The organism is Clostridium sp., assembly GCF_047777555.1.
Taxonomy (GTDB): domain Bacteria; phylum Bacillota; class Clostridia; order Clostridiales; family Clostridiaceae; genus Clostridium_H.
On sequence record NZ_JBKEEV010000002.1, the window covers coordinates 283,001 to 302,021 of the forward strand.

The following is a 19,021-nucleotide window of genomic DNA, read 5'->3' on the forward strand; positions in this document are numbered from 1 at the left end:
CTAGCAATTATTTAAAATTTATTCATGAAAAATATCGTTACATTTTCCTCAGTATATATTTTCGTCTAATATTTAACTTTTTAATCCCCCTATTAATAAAAATTATATTGCCTTATTATATACATGTACCGACACCCCTCTTATAGCTTTATTGACAAAATTGTTCAAAGATTATTATAATTATAATATCAAGACGCTGGAAAAATTAGTGGTAAGGAGCTGAAACTATGAAAGATGTTATTTTCGACGATTTTCAGAATGCAGTAGATGAATGTCTTTTGCGCCATAGAAGCTTGTTAGATATAATAACCAAATTACAAGAATCTGAAGGACGTATAAACAGAGCAGTAGCAAAGTCTGTTACTAATTGCGGCTGTATTCAAATTGATGCAAAAAAACAGAAAATACCTAGTGTTGATGATATAGATCTTAACTTATTTAAGGAACACCTAAACACCCACTTAAACGGAGAATTATGTGAAAACTGTAGGGATGTTATAGAAAGAGAAATCGGCAATAATTTATTTTATCTAACTTCACTGTGCAATTTATTAGACCTAAATCTTTATGATATACTTTTGAAAGAGCTAAATAAAATAAACACCTTAGGTAAGTATACCTTTAGATAGTTAATAGCACAAAATAAGCACAGCTTATTTTGTGCTATTAGCTGTCTATCATAAACTGCTCCCTTAACCTGCGAAGACCATTCTTAATAGCTTTGGCTCTGGCTTCTCCAATTCCCTCAACATTATCTAATTCCTCATAGGATGCTTCCATGACCGCTTTAAGTTCTCTAAAGTTGCTTATAACATTTTCTATTACATTTACAGGAATTCTCGGAATTTTGCTTAACATTCTGTATCCTCTTGGTGATATTAAGGTATCCACTAAGGCACCACCATTATGTCCTAATGCCTTAGCTATTGAATCTAAATCTAAAATTTCATCAGAAGACATCTTTTGAATCTGCTCATATATCTTATTATAATCCATATTATTCCTACAGTAGTCTCTAATTAAGAGTATTCCGTCTTCCTCCACACTCTTTACAAGTTCATTTAGCTGCATAGATATAAGCCTACCTTCGTTTCCAAGTTCAACTATGTAAAGCTCCACTTCGTCCACAATTCTCATAACCATCTCTGTCCTTTGAATTGCAGTTGTAACATCAAATAATGTGACTAAGTCCTGAAATTCTAGTAAGTTTAAGTTGCTAACCACTCTCTCTAAAACAGATACATATTTTTCAAGAGTTTGAAGAGCTTGATTTGCCCTTGCCAATATATCACTGCTGTCTCTTAACACATATTTAATATCATTTTTATACACAGTAATTATATTTCTTCTTTGAGAAATAGCAATTACTATACTTCCAGTTTGCTTCGTTACTCTATGAGCAGTTCTGTGCCTTGTTCCTGTTTCAAAGGTTGGTATAGAGGCATCTGGTATAAGCTGGGTATTTGCATAAAGAATTCTTTTTAAATCGCTGCTTAAGACTATTGCTCCATCCATCTTAGCAAGTTCATATACATAAGATGGACTATATTCGGAATTTATATTAAAGCCTCCATCTACGATTTTTAATATTTCATCGCTGTCCCCAAGAATTATTAATCCTCCTGTTTTAGCCCTTAATATATTATCTAGGCCATCTCTTAGCTGAGTTCCTGGAGCCATAATCTTTAATATATCCATCAGCTTTTTATCCTTATCTAATCTCATATCTCACTCTCCTCTCATTTGTTTTATATGATATTAAAAAACTTTGCTAACTGCTTCTTTTAATGAAGATACTCCTATAACATTTCTATTTTTTACATCTATCTTATCCTTATTTCTATAAGGTATTATGATATTTTCAAATCCCATCTTTATACTTTCATTTACTAACCTGTCACATAAAGCAATAGGTCTTACTTCGCCAGTCAATCCAATCTCTCCAAAAACTATCATCTTATTCAACTTAAAATTTCGCCCTTTTACGCTGGATATAAGAGCTAATGCAAGCCCTAAATCTCCATATGTACCTTCTATTTCAAGGCCTCCTACTACATTTACATAAACATCACAGTTGTAGAATGGGATTCTAAGCTTTTTTTCCAAAACAGCTAAAATTAGATTTAATCTGGATATATCTACACCTACCACAGTTCTTCTAGGCATAACAGCTTTAGTCTCTGTTACAAGTGCTTGTATTTCAACTAGAATAGGACGTGTACCTTCCATGATCCCTATTACTACAGAACCTTCAGCATTGAAATTTGTTTCCTCTAAAAATACTTGGGAAGGATTAAGAATTTCTTTAAGCCCTTCTTGTCTCATTTCAAAGACCCCAATTTCACTAGTGGTTCCAAATCTGTTTTTCATGGTTCTGAGTATTCTAAACTCTTGAGTTCTTTCACCTTCAAAAGAAAGCACTGTATCAACCATATGCTCTAAAACTCTCGGTCCAGCTAGCTCTCCCTGCTTGGTTACATGAGCCACTATAAAGAGGGGAATATTTTTTGTTTTCCCAATTCTCATAAGTTCATTAGAGCATTCTCTTACCTGGGATACACTTCCTGGAGCAGATTCAATAGATGGCTTAAACAGAGTTTGTATAGAATCTATGATTACAAATACTGGATTCATCTTATTAATGTGCTCTTCTATAAGCTGAAGATTAGTCTCTGATAAAATATATAAATCAGAGGATATACTGCCTAACCTATCTCCTCTTATTTTTATCTGTTCACCAGATTCCTCTCCTGATACATACAGAACTTTTCCAAACTTTCCTGCAATATTGTTTGCGGTTTGCAGTAATATAGTAGATTTTCCTATTCCAGGAGCCCCTGATATTAATGTCAATGAGCCCTTGACTAATCCTCCACCTAACACTCTATTTAATTCATTAATGCCTGTATCGTATCTTTCGAATTCACCTGACTTTATATTAGATATGCTTTCTGGTTTATTATTGCTGCTTATTCCAGTGCTTCTACTTAAAATCTTCTCTTCTTTCTTTTCTTCAACCATGGTATTCCACGAACCGCATCCTGGACACTTACCAAACCATTTAGGAGCCTCATATCCACATTCCTGGCATATAAATATAGTCTTATTTTTAGCCACACTTACCACTCCTGTCTACTCATACAAAATAATATTATACAATATTTTTATATAAATTTGTATGGAATGCGAATTTTTTTATATAAATTAAATTCATTGTATTTATTTGAATTTAATTACATTTCAAAAACCGGCAGGACAGCTTTAAGCTGACTCTGTCGGTTTTTTCATGCTTTAATTTACTGGTTAATTAAAGTTTTTAATACTAATTTGCCATCCTCTACTGTTGCACAAACCTTGTCTCCTCTTTTTATATTTCCTCTTAAAATTTCTTCTGATAATTTATCTTCAACAACCTTTGTTATAGTACGTCTCAAAGGTCTTGCTCCATAAGCAGGATCAAATCCTTCCTTGGATAACAGTTTTTCAGCCTCTTCGTCAAATTCAATATCTATTTCTTGATTTTTTAATCTGTTTGATACTTCTCTAAGCATAAGCTTAACTATCTGTCTTAAATCTTTTTCTTCTAAAGAGTGGAATACGATGATGTCATCTATTCTATTTAAGAACTCCGGTTTAAAGCTTTCTTTAAGTTCACCCATAATATTTTCTTTCATCTTTTCATATTGACTTTCAGCTTCATCTTCAGATGTAGAGAAACCTAAGGACTTCTGTTTTTTAATTGTATGCGCACCTACATTTGATGTCATTATTATAATTGTATTCTTAAAATCTACTGTTTTTCCTTTTGAATCTGTAAGTCTTCCATCTTCTAATATTTGTAGAAGAATGTTAAACACTTCTGGATGAGCTTTTTCAACTTCGTCAAAAAGAATTACAGAGTATGGACGGCGTCTTACTTTTTCAGTTAATTGACCACCTTCATCATGTCCTACATATCCTGGAGGAGATCCTATAAGTCTTGATACCGCATGCTTTTCCATATATTCTGACATATCAATTCTTATTATATTATTTTCATCTCCAAACATAGCTTCTGCAAGAGCCTTGGATAATTCTGTCTTACCAACCCCAGTAGGTCCTAAGAATATAAATGAGCCAATTGGTCTCTTTGGATCTTTAAGTCCAACTCTAGCACGTCTTACTGCTCTAGAAATAGACTTCACTGCTTCTTTCCTGCCCTATAACCCTTTTATGAAGGATTTCTTCTAACTTCATCAATCTTTCTGATTCACTTTCTGTAAGCTTTTCCACTGGCACTCCAGTCCATCTAGATACCACTTCAGCTATTTCTTCTTCTCCAACGGTTTGAGTAAATCCATCACTATGCTTTTTCCAGTTGTTTTTGAAATTATCCAACTTTTCTTTTAGCTCTTTTTCCTTATCTCTAAGCTTTGCTGCCTTTTCAAAATCTTGAACCCTAATTGCGTCCTCTTTTTCCTTCTGAGCTTTTTCAATCTCTTGTTCTAAGCTCTTTAAATCTGGTGGAACTGTTAAGTTTTTAATTCTTACCTTAGCACCAGCTTCGTCTATTAAATCTATTGCCTTATCTGGAAGATATCTATCTGTAATATATCTATCTGATAGTTCAACTGCTGCCTTTATTGCCTCATCTGTAATTTTTACTCCATGGTGAGCTTCATACTTATCTCTTAGACCATACAATATTTGTATTGATTCTTCTTTTGTAGGTTCTCCTACAGTTACAGGTTGGAATCTTCTCTCTAGTGCTGTATCCTTTTCTATATATTTTCTATATTCATCAAGAGTTGTAGCTCCTATGCATTGAATTTCACCTCTTGCTAGGGCTGGCTTTAATATATTAGAAGCATCTATAGCTCCTTCTGCTCCACCTGCTCCAACTATAGTATGAATTTCATCTATAAATAGAATCACATTTCCAGCTTTGCTTACTTCCTCTATAACCTTCTTAATTCTGTCTTCAAACTCTCCTCTATATTTGGAACCAGCAACCATAGAAGATAAGTCTAGAGTTACAACTCTCTTGTTTTTTAATATTTCTGGAATATTTCCACTTGCAATCCTTTGAGCAAGGCCTTCTGCAATAGCAGTTTTACCTACTCCTGGATCACCAATAAGACATGGGTTGTTTTTAATCCTTCTGCACAAAATCTCAAGAACTCTCTCTGTTTCCTTATCTCTTCCTATTACTGGATCAAGCTTTTCTTCTTCTGCCATTTGAGTCAAATCTCTTCCATACTGATCTAATGTAGGAGTATTAGTGTTTTTAGGCTGGGCCTTACCCATATTTGCTGTTCCTTGAACGTTCTCAGGACTAAACGCCTTCACCAATTCTTTTTGAAGCTTTTCAAAATCTAAACCTAAATTAGTTAAAATAGTATAAGCTACTCCTTCTGATTCCCTTATTAAAGCAAGCAATATATGTTCTGGCGTAATATAGTTATGATTTAACTTTCTAGCTTCTAGTAAGCTTAGCTCTAGTAACCTTTTGGTTCTTGGTGTTAAAGGAATTTCATTTTTATTTATAACAAATTCACCCTTGCCTTCATATTCCTCAATCAATTTTTTTACTTTATCTTCTGTTATGTCCATGCTATTAAGGAGTTTATTTGCAACTCCATCGGTTTCTTTTAAAAGTCCAAGCAAAATATGTTCTGTTCCTACATATCCATGTCTAAAGGCTTGAGCTTCTTGTTGTGCATAATATAAAACCTTTTGTGCTCTTTCTGTAAATCTTCCGAACATCATAGATTATACACCTCCTTAGATTATAACTTTACGTTTTTTAGTCTATCTTTAACAAGAGCTGCTCTATTTAAGTCTCTTTGTTTATCGAAAAGTTTCTCTCTAGTTGCTTTTTGAAGGCTTGCTGGCTGAATATCTACAAGAAGTTTGTTCAATGTGTTCTTGTCTACATCTTTAATTATTCCCACTTCAACACCTAATCTTACATTTGAAAGCAAATTTAAACACTCTTTTGAACTTAACATAACTGCAGATTTTAAAATTCCTATGGATCTAAATATTTTATCTTCTATTTCATATCTGTTTTTGCTTAATATCATTTCCCTAGCCATGTTTTCTCTATTTATAACTTGATTAATTACCCCTGCTAAATTAGTCAATATCTCCTCTTCACTAAGCCCTAAAGTTGTCTGATTTGATATTTGATATAAGTTACCTTCACCTCTAGAGCCTTCTCCATACAACCCTCTTATAGTCATACCTACTTGAGTTAATGCATTTAAAAGGCCAACAATTTCATTGTTTGCAGTAAGAGCTGGCAAATGAAGCATAACAGAGGCTCTAAGGCCTGTTCCAAGATTAGTTGGACATGAAGTTAAATATCCAAGCTTTTCGTCAAAAGCATAATCTAGCCTTTCTTCTAATAAGTCATCTAGCTTATTTATATAGTTAAAGGCTTCTTTTAAATTAAGCCCTCCAGTTATTGCTTGAAGTCTTAAGTGGTCTTCCTCATTTATCATAATGCTTACAGTTTCATCTTCATCTACTATAAACGCCGCTTCTTTTTTTATTACTAATGAGCCTTTTGCTTATTAAATGTTTTTCAAAATAAGATTCATTAATTATATCCTCATTTTGCCATAAATATATTGTTTTAAATTTTTCCTCAGTATATGGAGATGAATAAAATGCATCTTCTACATTCTTTACTATATCCTTTCCTTCCTCTTCATCTAGCTTGTTAGGGAAAGGAGCATTTTTTAGATTTCTTGCAAGTCTTATTCTGCTGCTTAGAACCACATCTTGATTTTCTGTTTGAGTTTCTATCCAGCTTTTCATATATTATTACCTCCACCTATTCAGATTGCTTTTCTATTTCCCTAATTTCGTCTCTTATCTTCGCTGCCTTTTCATATTCTTCCAGCGTAATAGCCTTTTGTAATTCTTCTTTTAATTTTAATATTCTATTTTTTTGTACCAAGTTTTTGCCAGCTTTCTTAGGTACCTTACCTGTATGTTCTACATTGCTTTGAACGCCCTTGATTACAGATAATATAGATGGATAAAAAGCCTTATAGCACTCGCTGCATCCAAGAAGACCCTTTTCCTTAAATTCTCTATAAGTAGTTCCACACTTTTCACACTTTAACTCTGTAGCTTTATTGTTTATAGAGTTTTTATTCATATATTCCATAAGCCCACTCAACACATTTGGAAATGAGAATGGTGCCATTATATCCATATCCGAAACTAAATTAAATTCTCCGGCCTTAGCTGCACACTCTGGACACAAATTTGCTTCTCTTTTGACTCCATTTATTATTTTTGTTATGTGAACCGTAGCTTCTCTTTGTTTACAAGATTCGCAAAGCATCGAACCACCCCTTTACATTTTAAAATTCTTAAATATTATTTTATATTTTACCATAAATTTGAAGTTTTATAACAATATAATTTTTATCATAGCCTTTAATATTTCTGCTCTAATATTATTTTTCCTATCAGCGGATACTATTAAACTCCTATCGTTAACAGCCGCCTTCATTATATTCGCCTCTCTTTGAGTAATTATATTTCTCTCTTTAAGTCCCTCAATTATATTATAGGCTCCATTATAGGTAATACTATTACCTATCTTATCCCTGATCAAATTTGCTAAAGTTTCATATTCATTATATTGAATTTTTTTTATTCTTATATATCCTCCTCCCCCTCTTCTACTTTCTACATAATAGCCGCTTTCTGTAGAAAATCTAGTAGTAAGAACGTAGCTTATCTGAGAAGGAGCGCATTTAAACTGGTTTGCAAGTTCATTTCTTCCTATTTCAAGTTCGCTAGAGTTACTTTCTTCCAAGAGTTCTTTTATAAACTCCTCAATTATATCCGATAATCTAGGCATTTCATCACCTCTACTGACTTTGACTTTCTTTGACCTTTGTTTATTTTTTATAATATTATCTTTATAAATTTAGTTCAACTATAATTTCTTCTTATTTTATTGATTTAATACCTGTTTTCTTCAATATGTATTAGATTAATTTGGTATTACTCAAAATTCCTTTTATATCCTCTAAACCTTTTATATAAAAAGGCAGCTAGAGTATATCTTTCGTATACTCTAGCTACACATATTTTTTATAAAAGACTATATTTATTTTAGACTTATAACATATAATATTTCATTTCACTCCATTATAATATATTACTCAAAATATCTCTTAAGCAATCCTTCGAAAGCTTTTCCGTGTCTAGCTTCATCTTTGCACATTTCATGAACTGTGTCATGTATTGCATCTAAGTTTAATTTTTTAGCTAATGTAGCTAAGTCTTTCTTACCTTGAGTAGCTCCGAACTCTGCTTCAACTCTCATTTCAAGGTTCTTCTTAGTGCTCTCAGTTACAACTTCGCCTAAAAGTTCTGCAAATTTTGCAGCATGTTCTGCTTCTTCATAAGCTGCCTTTTCATAGTATAAGCCTATTTCAGGATATCCTTCTCTAAAAGCTTGTCTTGACATTGCAAGATACATTCCAACTTCTGTGCATTCTCCTGTAAAGTTAGCTCTTAATCCTTCTACTACTTCTGGATCTACACCCTTAGCTATTCCTATTCTATGTTCATCTGCCCATTGTCTGCTTCCGTCTTCTTTCTTTTCTACAAACTTATCTTTTGATGCTTTACATTGTGGGCAAAATTCTGGTGCCTCTTCTCCTTCATAAACATAACCACATACTGAACAAACAAATTTTTTCATATTAAAAACCCTCCTAATCAAATTTATTTATATTTAATAGTTTTTATTAGTTAATAGTTATTGTTAATTGCTATATTTATACTATATACTCATTTTTATTTTTTGGCAACATAACACTTCACTATAATAGCCTATTTAATCAAATTATATTTAATTATCTTCCTTTTTCTTCATATTCCTTACTATTTTAATATCATATTAACTTTCATTAAATGTGATTATATAGAAAATATACGTATTATCATTCAAAAAAATAAAGGATGTTAAATATTATTTTAATTTAACATCTTAAATAAATATCTATTTCACAAATTTTATTATGTTTTCAATCTTCTGAGTTTCATAATCTATATAAGCCTTTTGTTCCTCTTGAAAGATACCTCTTTCGGATATTATCTTTTTATATTCATCAATCTTTTTGTAAAGTTCCTGAATTTTAGCTTCATATTCTTTTATTATGTATTCTGTTTCCTTTGCAACTTCTTTAGTATAAGAATTTAATATATCTAACCTATTTTCTCCATCCCGTATTAAATCCTCAATATTCATCTTTGAAACCTTTATAATATTTAAAACAGATTGTCTCTTTACATCCGTCGGCAAGTTCTCAGGAAGTGCCTTAAGATAACTATCTATTAAAAATACATTATTTCCGTTTATATTCCCAACTTTAAACCTTTCATATATTTGTTCTACTGTCAATGGTTTATTTTTAGATATAGCTTTATTTTCTATAGAACTTTTGCTATTTTCTCTGTCTATAGACTCCACTTCTTTTTCAACTGAATTTTCTTCCTTATTCTCTTCTTTATTTATATATGAAGCTTTATTGTTTTGCTCTTCCTCATTTATATATGTACCTTTGTTGTTTTTCTCTTGTTTATTGTTATCCTTTTCAGTTTTATCTACCTTTTCAATTCTATCTACTAATCTTAATTTTTCAAATATTGATTTCTTCTCTTCCACTATGAACCCACCTCATCATATTTATTTTCCATATGTTATATTTTAATATATTATGGTTCATTTTTCATCAATTTCTAATATTATTAATAAATAATTGCAAAAATTAGGCCAAATATTATTCCCGACACTATAACTGATGCGGTGGATATAATATATTTTGTAAGGCTTGTAAGCTTAAATCCACGTAAACGAATTTTTCTCTCTATCAATTCAATTAGAGCAAAACCACATAAAATATCAATAAAAAACTTATTTAGTAAACGAATATTTTTTTCTATAAACTCAATTAGATCAGGGCCATATAAATCAATAAAAAACTTACTTAAACTCATCCTAAATTTATTCATAGTTCAAATCACCTTATCTTTTAAAATACACCTATTACTTTACGGGTAATTTTATTAAGTACTATTTTTCTTTATTATAAATTATCGGTATTATATTTTTTATTTTTAGTATTTTGTTTAAGTTTTCAGACAAATAAGTAAGTTTCATATATTACAATATATATTCAAAAAGAAAATTCACCCCAAAATGTTGAAATATATTAAGTAACAAAACATTTCAACATAGAGGAGTGAATACTTTTTTTATTTCATAAAATCCCTATAAGCTTTATATCCGCACATACTTTCCGCATTTTTAACCGCTCTAACTATAGCCCTTTCCATAACCCTAGCAGCTAAAAGCCCTACAACATTCACATCCGCCTCTACTTTTCCTGTGGCAAGAGAAAATATTGTATCTCCATCATGCATAGTATGTACTGGATAAATAGTCCTTCCATACCCATTATGAGCCATAGATGCTACTTTGTTTATTTCTGACTTAGTTAAATTGGCATTTGTTACTACAGCACCTATGGTAGTATTCCCGTTAAATAAGTTTTTCTTATTATCATATTGAGATAACATTATACCTTCCGTATTTCTTAATTTAGTCTTATCTTCACTTAGCACTCCTGCCACTGCTTCTCCATTTTCAGGATCTATTACATCTCCTAAGCAATTAACCGCTACTACAGCACCTACCATTAACTCACCAACTTTAAGAGTATAGGTTCCAAGCCCGCCTTTCATAGCAAATTCTGGTCCTAGTATCTTACCTACAGTAGCTCCTGTTCCTGCTCCCACAGAACCCTCTTTACATTCATTACTACTTGCATTCATACATGCTTTATATCCCATCTCTTTATCAGGTCTAACCTTAGAGTCGCCTATAACCAAGTCAAATAAAGCCGCTCCACATACTATAGGTACCTTGGCTACTCCTACATCAAAGCCTTTTCCTCTCTCCTCTAAATACTTCATGACTCCACCAGCAGCATCTAATCCAAAAGCACTTCCTCCAGTTAGAAGAACGGCATGTATTTTCTCCATCATGTTTAAAGGATTCAATAAATCTGTTTCTCTAGTCCCAGGAGCGCCTCCTCTTACATCAACTCCGGCAACTGCTCCTTCTTCACATAGGATTACAGTACACCCTGTAACCCCTTTTAAATCCTGTGCATGCCCTATCTTTATACCTTCTATATCAGTAATCTTTACATTTTCCATATGTTATCTTTAATGAGAGAATTCATTATAAGTACAATTCTCTCACTAAAACTCACTTCCTTTCCTTTTATATACATACTTTAATTCATAGGTATTTTTTTATAATACAAAATGTAAAGCTCATTATTGCTTATAGACATTTTTTCTCTTAATTGATGAGATATTTGAACATCACGCATGGGATTTGCATTGTAGAAAGCATTGAACAAGCATTAAAAGCTTTCCTAAATGCAAATCCTTTGCGTGATGTTCGATATAATCAATTTCTTACCATTTTTATTATAAAACGAAAGTAGTAAATCCCTAAAGGTTTTACTACTTTCCATTTATATCACATATTTATATTATCTTTTTACTTTCTTTATGGCAAAAACTATTGGAATTGTTATTAACACAGCAACCCCCATTTCTGGCAAACCATGAGTTGTACCTAATATTAAAAGGAATTTGCCTACGGTATCAACGCTTTGACCAAGAGCTTTTGCAGCAGGTTCTGCATATAATAAGTATATCATGCCTAAGAATCCAACAGTATTCATTAATGTAGCTAATGCTGCTGAAACTCCTACTTTTATAGTTTCATTCTTTAACGGAATCAATTTGTATGCATAATAAGCAACAACACCTACCAACATTCTTGGCACTATGGATACTAGTGGATTCATTGCTGCGAAAGACAGTACTGTTGGTTTTATAATCGCATTTACAAAACTTATTATTCCAAATACAAGTCCCATTAATGCTCCTAAGACTGGTCCTTCTAGTACAGCAGTAATTATAACTGGTATGTGCATTATTGTTGCACCTACTGGCGGAATTGGTATAATTCCTAGTGGTGTAAACCCTAGAATGATTGATATTGCTGCCAGCATAGCAAATGTAGTAAGCTTTCTCGTTTTTGTCCTTGTTGATACTAAATTTCTTTCCATAAATCTCATACCTCCATTCTTATTCCCTTACGGATATAAGTCGAGTGATGGAAACTTAACTATTAACTTTTAAGATTAAAATTTAGTTCAGTTTCTTATCAGAATACCGACTTTGTAAATATTTTAACATTTTTTTTTATAAAGTCAAAGGTTTTTTAGACATTTTCACTATATTTACATTTAAGTTTTTTTCCTATATACTAAGGCAAATCATGTTACTTTAACTGATTTTTTCTCACTTTTCCCAGACTTCGTCTTTGCTTCCTTTAAGGATAATACATACATTAAAAGTGCTCCTATTATTGATAAAATAAATACAATTGGCCATGCTGCTTTTACTTCCCTGTTTTCTATATAAACTCCCATAACGCGAGGACCTATAGCATTTCCTATTCCTGATATTATGGGCATTATGGAATTAACCCTTCCTCTATGTGACCTAGGTGTATGATTTGCTATATAAACTCCTTGATTTGTGGCAGAAAGGATTTCTCCTGTAGTCCATATTATTGTTGATATAATAAAGAAGCTGTATTTTTCCGTATAATAGAGCATTCCAAAACCAACCGCATAGAATATTCCCGACAATGCTATATTGAATATAGATTTGTTTTTTCTTGTTAAATGTATAATTATCACCGTAAAAAACACAACTACAATGGCATTAACAGACATCAAGGTTCCGAACATAAGCGCACCCTCTTCTGGAAATAATGCTTTTACCTGAAGAGGAATTGCAAAATTGCTCTGGGCATATACAAATGAATATATTATGGATACTAAGGAAAATACTAAAAGAGCAGGTCTTTTCAACATAACACTTAATATGCTTCCGGACTCACTTTTCTCTTCATCATCTATATACTCATGAATATGCTCTTTATCCTCCGATGCACTAGGTATAGTTTCCTTAACCAGTATTGTAACTAGTATTAGAGATATCCCTGTCGTTATGGCATCTCCCCAGAATATCCATCTAATATACTTTTTATAAAGAACTCCTGCTATAAATGGCCCTATAGCTACACCTATATTTACTCCTAAATATAATAAAGAAAAGGCTTGCTGTCTATTTTTCTTATCTGTCAAATCTGCAACCATAGCAGAATTTGCCGGCTGTACTGCCCCACCAAAAAAATTATATAAAATTAAAAACCATGGTATCAAAATAGATTTTTTCAAAGCTCCACATGGTATTAACATAATAGCAGCCATACTTTGAAATATTAATATTATTTTCTTTCTGCCTATATGGTCTGATAACTTTCCTCCTACTATAGAACCCAAAGCTCCACTAATAGCTGCTATCATCATAAATTTCCCTACCCTATTTGATGACATCCCCATTTTCTCTGTTAAAAACATAGCTAAAAATGGAAATACAAAGTTTCCTATGCAGTTTATTATCCTCGCAAAGAATAATACAATTATGTCTCTTGGTAAATCTCTATATCCTTTTATTGTATATAATAGCCCCATAAATTCCCCCCTCTTAAATTCTTTAAGTAAACTATAATATATTTTATTATGTTGTAATGTTAAGTCTATTTAGCAAGTTCATATATGGCATGAGCGTATATTTTAGAATTCTTAATTAAATGTTCTATTTTTATATACTCATTAGCTTGATGGTCAAGGTCTTCTTCTCCTGGGAATATAGGTCCAAAAGCCACTATATTAGGCATTTCTTTTGCATAAGTTCCTCCACCTATTGATAGAAGCTCTGCTTTTTCTCCTGTTTGTTCCTCATAAACCTTAGCCAAAGTTTTTATTACTTCATGATCCTTAGGGAAATACAGCGGCTTTTGGTGTGACATATTTTCTATAGTAATCCCAGTATCCTTTAAAGTCTTGTTTAGTCCATAAATCATATCTTCATATTTGCAAGTTACAGGATATCTAAGATTTAATGTTAATCTTACTTCATCCTCATTTGCCCTTACTACTCCTACATTGAAGGATAGCTTTCCTGAAACCTCATCTTCAAGTCCTACACCAAAAGATTCTCCGTGAACCTCCATGCCTACATGCTCATTCATAAACCTTACAAATTTAACTAAGTCGCTATTCTCTAATGGCAATTCTGAAAGAAAAGCAAAAAGCTGCATTATAGCGTTCTTTCCAAGCTCCGGAAGGCTGCCGTGGGCTGATACTCCCTTTGATTTTACAACTACAACATCATCTTTTCCTTCAACGCTTATGTCATAACCTGTTTTATCTACAAACTCCTTAGCAGCATTCATAACTATATTTACATCATTTATTAGTATTCCAGCTTCACAATAGTCTGGAACCATATTAGCCTTTTGCCCGCCTCTTATATACTTTATAGAATTTTCCTGTCCTTTATCACTAATTTTTTTAACTAAATCAAAAGTAGTTAATCCCTTCTCTCCATTTATAATTGGATATTCTCCATCAGGAGTAAACCCTGATACAGGCGCTTTTTCTTTCTTAAAATAATATTCTATTTCTTCTCCACTTCCTGTTTCCTCATCTGTACCAAAAATAATTCTTATTTTCTTAGAGGTTTTAAGTCCTAAGTCCTTTATAGCTTTAAGTCCATAAATACTTGCTATTACTGGCCCTTTATCATCCATAGTACCTCTTCCAAATATCTTTTCATCATGAATTTCTGCCCCATATGGTGGGTAAATCCATCCATCTCCCTCAGGAACTACATCAACATGGCCTAAAACAGCAACATAATCTTCTCCTTCGCCGTACTCAGCATAACCTATATAATTATCTAAATTTACAGTCTTAAAACCTAATTTGTCGCATAAATCCAAGCAATACTTTAAAGCCTCATATGAACCTTTGCCAAAAGGTGTTTTCTCTCCTCTCTCCCCTCTTACGCTTTTAATTCTAACTAGTTCTTGGGTAGATGTTATTATATCTCCCTTGAGTTCATCAATTTTCTTATTTATATCCATTGTATATCTCCTTTCCTGTAGTGAACCCCTAAATTATTGTTTTAATAAAATAGATGTGATAGTAATTTTCTATCAAAGTTCAGCCATATATTTTTATATCCCCTATTATACACCCCGTCTTACTATTCTTGACAATATAAAAATAAATATAATTTTATAAACTTTATGGTTTTAAAAATCTGTTCTAGGTCAATAATGTTAATAATACCTTATTATAGGAGGGATATATATGAGTGAAAATTTAAAAACAGATGAGTTATTAGAAGAAGAAATTCTAAAATATCTGTCAGAAGGAAAAAAATTATTTAATGCCAATAGAATCGATGAAGCTTTTGAAAAATTTGATAAAGCTTTAGAGCTTAATATAAACTATGCTGATACCTATCTTACTAAAGGTGAAGCATATATGCAAATGTTTGAAATTGAAGAAGCTGAAAAGTGTATAAGGAAATATCTTAAAATGAATGCTAATTCATATAGAGGCTATATGAACATGATAGAAATATATACTATGAGAGGTAACTTTAAAAAAGCACTTAGCTTTTGTAACAAAGTACTAGAGCAGAGGAAAAATGATTTTTTAGTTTACTATAAAAAAGCTTATATTTTAACCCAGCTCACACGTATACAGGAAGCTCTTGAATGCTATGATAAATGTATAGAATTAAATCCTTATTTTTATGAAGCCTACTGCGAGAAAGCTGAACTTTTAACTGCTTACTGCCGTCATGAGAGAAGCCTTAGAAGTTTATTCAAAAGCTATAAGCTTAGAAAAAAATAAGGTTGACGCCTATATAGGAAAAGCTCTAACATATGTAGACCTTGAAGATTATGATAATGCTTTTATTACAATAAAAAGGGCCTATGAAATAGACCCTAATGATGAGTGGTGCAAATGTCACTATACAATAATAAAAAACCTAATTAAACATAAAAAATGCAAGGAAAATAATAAAGGAATAGTAATACCATTTAAATATAATCCTTAACACTTTAGTTATATAAGTGTGGAGAAGTTGCTGCAATAATAAAAAGTGAGCTGTATCAGACTTTATTTATCTTCTCCCACATAATTACCTTTTTAGATGCTAAGCTTTCTTTAACATTTATAATTCTCTGGTTTTTTGATCCTGTGTACTTATGAGCTCCTTGTGTCAAGTCCTTTTCAAACCTTCCATCTATGAGAACATCTAACATCTCCAATAGTTTTAGTCTGTCTTTATCACCGCTGTTTATAATTTCCTCGAAGGTATAGCCTGTATAGGACCATAAGCTGAGTCCCATGTCTTTTATCTCTTTTGCTAAGATGCTCAGCTTATCTGCTTGCTCAAAAGGCTCTCCTCCTGAAAATGTTACCCCTCTTATTAAAGGCATATTAGACTGTATTCTATCAACAATATCTTTTATATCTATATCTTCTCCATAATCAAAATCCTGCATAGGCTTGTTATGACAGTCCTCACAATTATGCTTACACCCTGATAAAAAAACCGTACTTCTCAATCCTTCACCATTTACCGTAGTATTATCCAAAAATCCAGCTACACGTAATTTCATTCAACCCACTCCAACTAATTTTTATAGGTATTTATATGTTTTTCATCATTATGAGAAAGTCTGTCTGCACGTTCAGCAACCTTTCCAGCTCCAAATCTCTCATCTAGTGATAGGTATCCTGTAACTCTTGATACTCCTTGAATATTATAACTTCCGCATTTAGGACAACTAGTTTCAGTATTCTCTATTCTCTCACCGCAGTCTTTACAATATCTCATATGAAAATTGATTCCCATGTAGCTTATATTAGTGTTTTTATAAGCATAGTCTATTATAGCCTTTACATCTTCTGGTTCTGGATATCCGTCCATTTCAATATATGTGATATGTCCTCCATTACATATTTTATGGAAAGGTGCTTCTAAATCTATCTTATTCTTAATTGAAATCTTATATCCTACAGGAATATGATAGCTATTTGTATAATAATTTTTATCTGTAACTCCTTTTATTTTTCCGAAAACTCCTTGATCCTGTAAGATAAACTTTCCTGAAAGTCCTTCTGCAGGCGTTGCATAACATGACCAGTTAAGCTTATCTACTTCTCTATATTTATCACAGAATTCTCTTATATGAGAAACAATCTTAATACCTAATTTATGAGCTTCTTTATCCTCTCCGTGATGTTTACCGACTAAAGCAACTAGCGTTTCTGCAAGACCTATAAATCCTATTCCCCAAGTACCTTGTCTTAATATTGGCTCTATAGAGTCCTCTGAACTTAAATTTTCTGAACCACGCATTAAATGTTCTCCAGCTACAAAAGGCAAATCTTTTACTTTTAATCTCTTAAGTACACTATATCTATGAAGTAAGGATTCTCTAGCAAGCTCTAATCTGTTATCTAATAAGGAGAAGAATCTATTTATATCTCCCTTTGCCAATATACCTATTCTAGGCAAGTTTATTGTAGTAGGAGCTATATTCCCGCGCCCTGCAGGTCCTGGCTCCCCATTTACATTAGACATTATATATGTTCTGCATCCCATTGTAGCAGCAATTACACCTTTATCGTAATATTCCTTATTGAAATCGGCGTCTAAATTCATAAACATAGGATTCATTCTTTTGCTCGCAACCCTACAAGCTAGTTTATATAAGTAATAATAAGGATCATCCGGCTCTCTATTAACCCCTTTTTTTACTCTAAATATTATATTAGGGAATATAGGCTGTTCTCCTTTCCCTAGACCCTTTTCATATTCCTCTAAAAATATTCTATCTACCATAGCTGCATCTTCGCTTTCTGGAAGTCCAAGATTAATAGAACTGAAAGGAACCTGACTTCCTGCTCTTGAATGCATAGTATTTAGGTTATATACAATACCCTGCATAGATTGATGCACTACTTTTTCTAGCTTTTTCTCCACTATTTCATCTAGATTTTCTATGTCTCCAAAATACTCTTTATATTCCTTTTTTATTTCATTTCTGCTCATGCCTATAAAAGGAGCCATATCATTATCAAAATTAGCATGAGATTGTCCACCGAACATATCATTTTGTGTGCTCTGAAGCAGTATACAAGATAATTCCGCAGCAGATTCTATTCTCTTTGCAGGAAGAATTGTGCCATAGCCTGTATTAAATCCTCTATTTAAGATTTTCCCCGTTTCTATATTTAAGCAATTTACGGTCAAATTGTAAGAGTCCAAATCATGATAATATAAATCCCCGTTTTCATGAAGTTTAGCTAAGTGCTTAGGCATCATTCCTAGATTATGCCACTTATTAGATTCACTAGCTATTCTTAGAAGCTTAGAACTAAAGTTATTTCCAACATTTGCATTATCCCTATCTGTCTCAACTCCTATACTTTCTATAACCTTCATTAAATCTGACTTTTTTTCTCTAATTTTTGTTCTTTCTCTTCTGTAATTACAATAAGTCCTCCAAATCACTTCACAGCCGTTCTCTTGTAGAACATTCTCTACAATATTTTGAATTTCTTCTACCGTTATTTCAGTCAGTTTCCTTTTTTCAATTTGTTCTATAACCTTTTGCGTAAGTTCTATAGCTTCACTTTCCTTTAAGTTAAAAGCTATTTCTTCTGCAGAGCCCTTTATAGCATTGGTTATCTTTGTAGAATCAAATTGTACTCGTCTTCCGTCTCTCTTAACCACATATAGCATACCAAATTCCTCCAACCACAACATATTGTACTTTGCATATTATACTCTACAAAGTTTTTTATAGCAATTTTCTTATGTACTATATAAATTTAATACTCTATATTTAATCTATTTTTCTTCCTTTTATTAAGTTTTTTATATAGCTTGCCATATTGACATTCATATATATTCTTTCAACTCAAATTCCATAATAAATATTTTTTTCCAATTAATTAAAATATTTAGTTGC

Annotated in this window: 15 protein-coding genes and 2 pseudogenes; 3 read left to right on the top strand and 14 right to left on the bottom strand. The window is 32.1% G+C overall.

All coding sequences use genetic code 11. The annotated features are described in order from the left end of the window. Window positions 1–227 precede the first annotated feature (227 nt). On the top strand, window positions 228–629 hold the full coding sequence (locus ACFWTK_RS04565) for a DUF1573 domain-containing protein (RefSeq protein ID WP_415874934.1): 402 nt from the start codon (window positions 228–230) through the stop codon (window positions 627–629). A gap of 37 nt (window positions 630–666) precedes the next feature. Here ACFWTK_RS04565 and disA read toward each other — a convergent pair whose 3' ends face one another. The 12 genes and pseudogenes from disA to pepV all read right to left on the bottom strand — a co-directional run bounded on the left by disA (window position 667) and on the right by pepV (window position 15,103). Continuing rightward, the gene (disA, locus tag ACFWTK_RS04570; protein WP_415874935.1) at window positions 667–1,725 is read right to left on the bottom strand and encodes a DNA integrity scanning diadenylate cyclase DisA; all 1,059 of its coding nucleotides are present in this window, start codon (window positions 1,723–1,725) and stop codon (window positions 667–669) included. Between the two features lie 33 nt (window positions 1,726–1,758). Continuing rightward, window positions 1,759–3,117: a DNA repair protein RadA gene (radA, locus tag ACFWTK_RS04575; RefSeq protein WP_415874936.1), complete on the bottom strand. Its 1,359-nt coding sequence runs from the start codon at window positions 3,115–3,117 to the stop codon at window positions 1,759–1,761. A gap of 179 nt (window positions 3,118–3,296) precedes the next feature. After that, window positions 3,297–5,748 (bottom strand): annotated as a pseudogene (locus tag ACFWTK_RS04580) (ATP-dependent Clp protease ATP-binding subunit). 20 nt (window positions 5,749–5,768) lie between these two features. After that, window positions 5,769–6,804: pseudogene (locus ACFWTK_RS04585) on the bottom strand (protein arginine kinase). A 16-nt stretch (window positions 6,805–6,820) separates the two neighbouring features. Continuing rightward, entirely contained in the window at window positions 6,821–7,339 is a 519-nt protein-coding gene (locus tag ACFWTK_RS04590) for a UvrB/UvrC motif-containing protein (RefSeq protein WP_415874937.1), read from the bottom strand. Between the two features lie 66 nt (window positions 7,340–7,405). Next, entirely contained in the window at window positions 7,406–7,864 is a 459-nt protein-coding gene (locus ACFWTK_RS04595; RefSeq protein ID WP_415874938.1) for a CtsR family transcriptional regulator, read from the bottom strand. A 303-nt stretch (window positions 7,865–8,167) separates the two neighbouring features. Beyond that, window positions 8,168–8,716, bottom strand: a complete 549-nt coding sequence (locus ACFWTK_RS04600) for an NADH peroxidase (RefSeq protein ID WP_415874939.1) — start codon at window positions 8,714–8,716, stop codon at window positions 8,168–8,170. Between the two features lie 300 nt (window positions 8,717–9,016). After that, the gene (locus ACFWTK_RS04605) at window positions 9,017–9,682 is read right to left on the bottom strand and encodes a hypothetical protein (RefSeq protein WP_415874940.1); all 666 of its coding nucleotides are present in this window, start codon (window positions 9,680–9,682) and stop codon (window positions 9,017–9,019) included. A gap of 590 nt (window positions 9,683–10,272) precedes the next feature. Next, entirely contained in the window at window positions 10,273–11,238 is a 966-nt protein-coding gene (locus ACFWTK_RS04610) for a P1 family peptidase (protein ID WP_415874941.1), read from the bottom strand. A gap of 344 nt (window positions 11,239–11,582) precedes the next feature. After that, the gene (locus tag ACFWTK_RS04615) at window positions 11,583–12,167 is read right to left on the bottom strand and encodes an ECF transporter S component (RefSeq protein ID WP_415874942.1); all 585 of its coding nucleotides are present in this window, start codon (window positions 12,165–12,167) and stop codon (window positions 11,583–11,585) included. Window positions 12,168–12,377: 210 nt separating this feature from the next. Continuing rightward, the gene (locus ACFWTK_RS04620) at window positions 12,378–13,646 is read right to left on the bottom strand and encodes an MDR family MFS transporter (protein ID WP_415874943.1); all 1,269 of its coding nucleotides are present in this window, start codon (window positions 13,644–13,646) and stop codon (window positions 12,378–12,380) included. 65 nt (window positions 13,647–13,711) lie between these two features. Further along, a complete protein-coding gene (gene pepV, locus ACFWTK_RS04625; RefSeq protein WP_415874944.1) occupies window positions 13,712–15,103 on the bottom strand; it encodes a dipeptidase PepV in 1,392 nt (463 codons plus the stop codon). A gap of 229 nt (window positions 15,104–15,332) precedes the next feature. On the opposite strand from pepV, the gene ACFWTK_RS04630 reads away from it, so the two are divergent. Then, entirely contained in the window at window positions 15,333–15,884 is a 552-nt protein-coding gene (locus ACFWTK_RS04630; RefSeq protein ID WP_415874945.1) for a tetratricopeptide repeat protein, read from the top strand. Further along, the gene (locus ACFWTK_RS04635; protein WP_415874946.1) at window positions 15,832–16,092 is read left to right on the top strand and encodes a tetratricopeptide repeat protein; all 261 of its coding nucleotides are present in this window, start codon (window positions 15,832–15,834) and stop codon (window positions 16,090–16,092) included. Before ACFWTK_RS04630 ends, ACFWTK_RS04635 begins: the two co-directional genes overlap by 53 nt. A 55-nt stretch (window positions 16,093–16,147) precedes the next feature. Here ACFWTK_RS04635 and nrdG read toward each other — a convergent pair whose 3' ends face one another. Together nrdG and nrdD are read right to left on the bottom strand one after the other, a co-directional pair. Then, window positions 16,148–16,660 carry an anaerobic ribonucleoside-triphosphate reductase activating protein gene (gene nrdG / locus ACFWTK_RS04640; protein ID WP_415874947.1) on the bottom strand — a complete coding sequence of 171 codons (513 nt, stop codon included), beginning with the start codon at window positions 16,658–16,660 and terminating at the stop codon, window positions 16,148–16,150. A gap of 14 nt (window positions 16,661–16,674) precedes the next feature. Beyond that, on the bottom strand, window positions 16,675–18,792 hold the full coding sequence (gene nrdD, locus ACFWTK_RS04645; RefSeq protein ID WP_415874948.1) for an anaerobic ribonucleoside-triphosphate reductase: 2,118 nt from the start codon (window positions 18,790–18,792) through the stop codon (window positions 16,675–16,677). Between the last annotated feature and the right edge of the window lie 229 nt (window positions 18,793–19,021).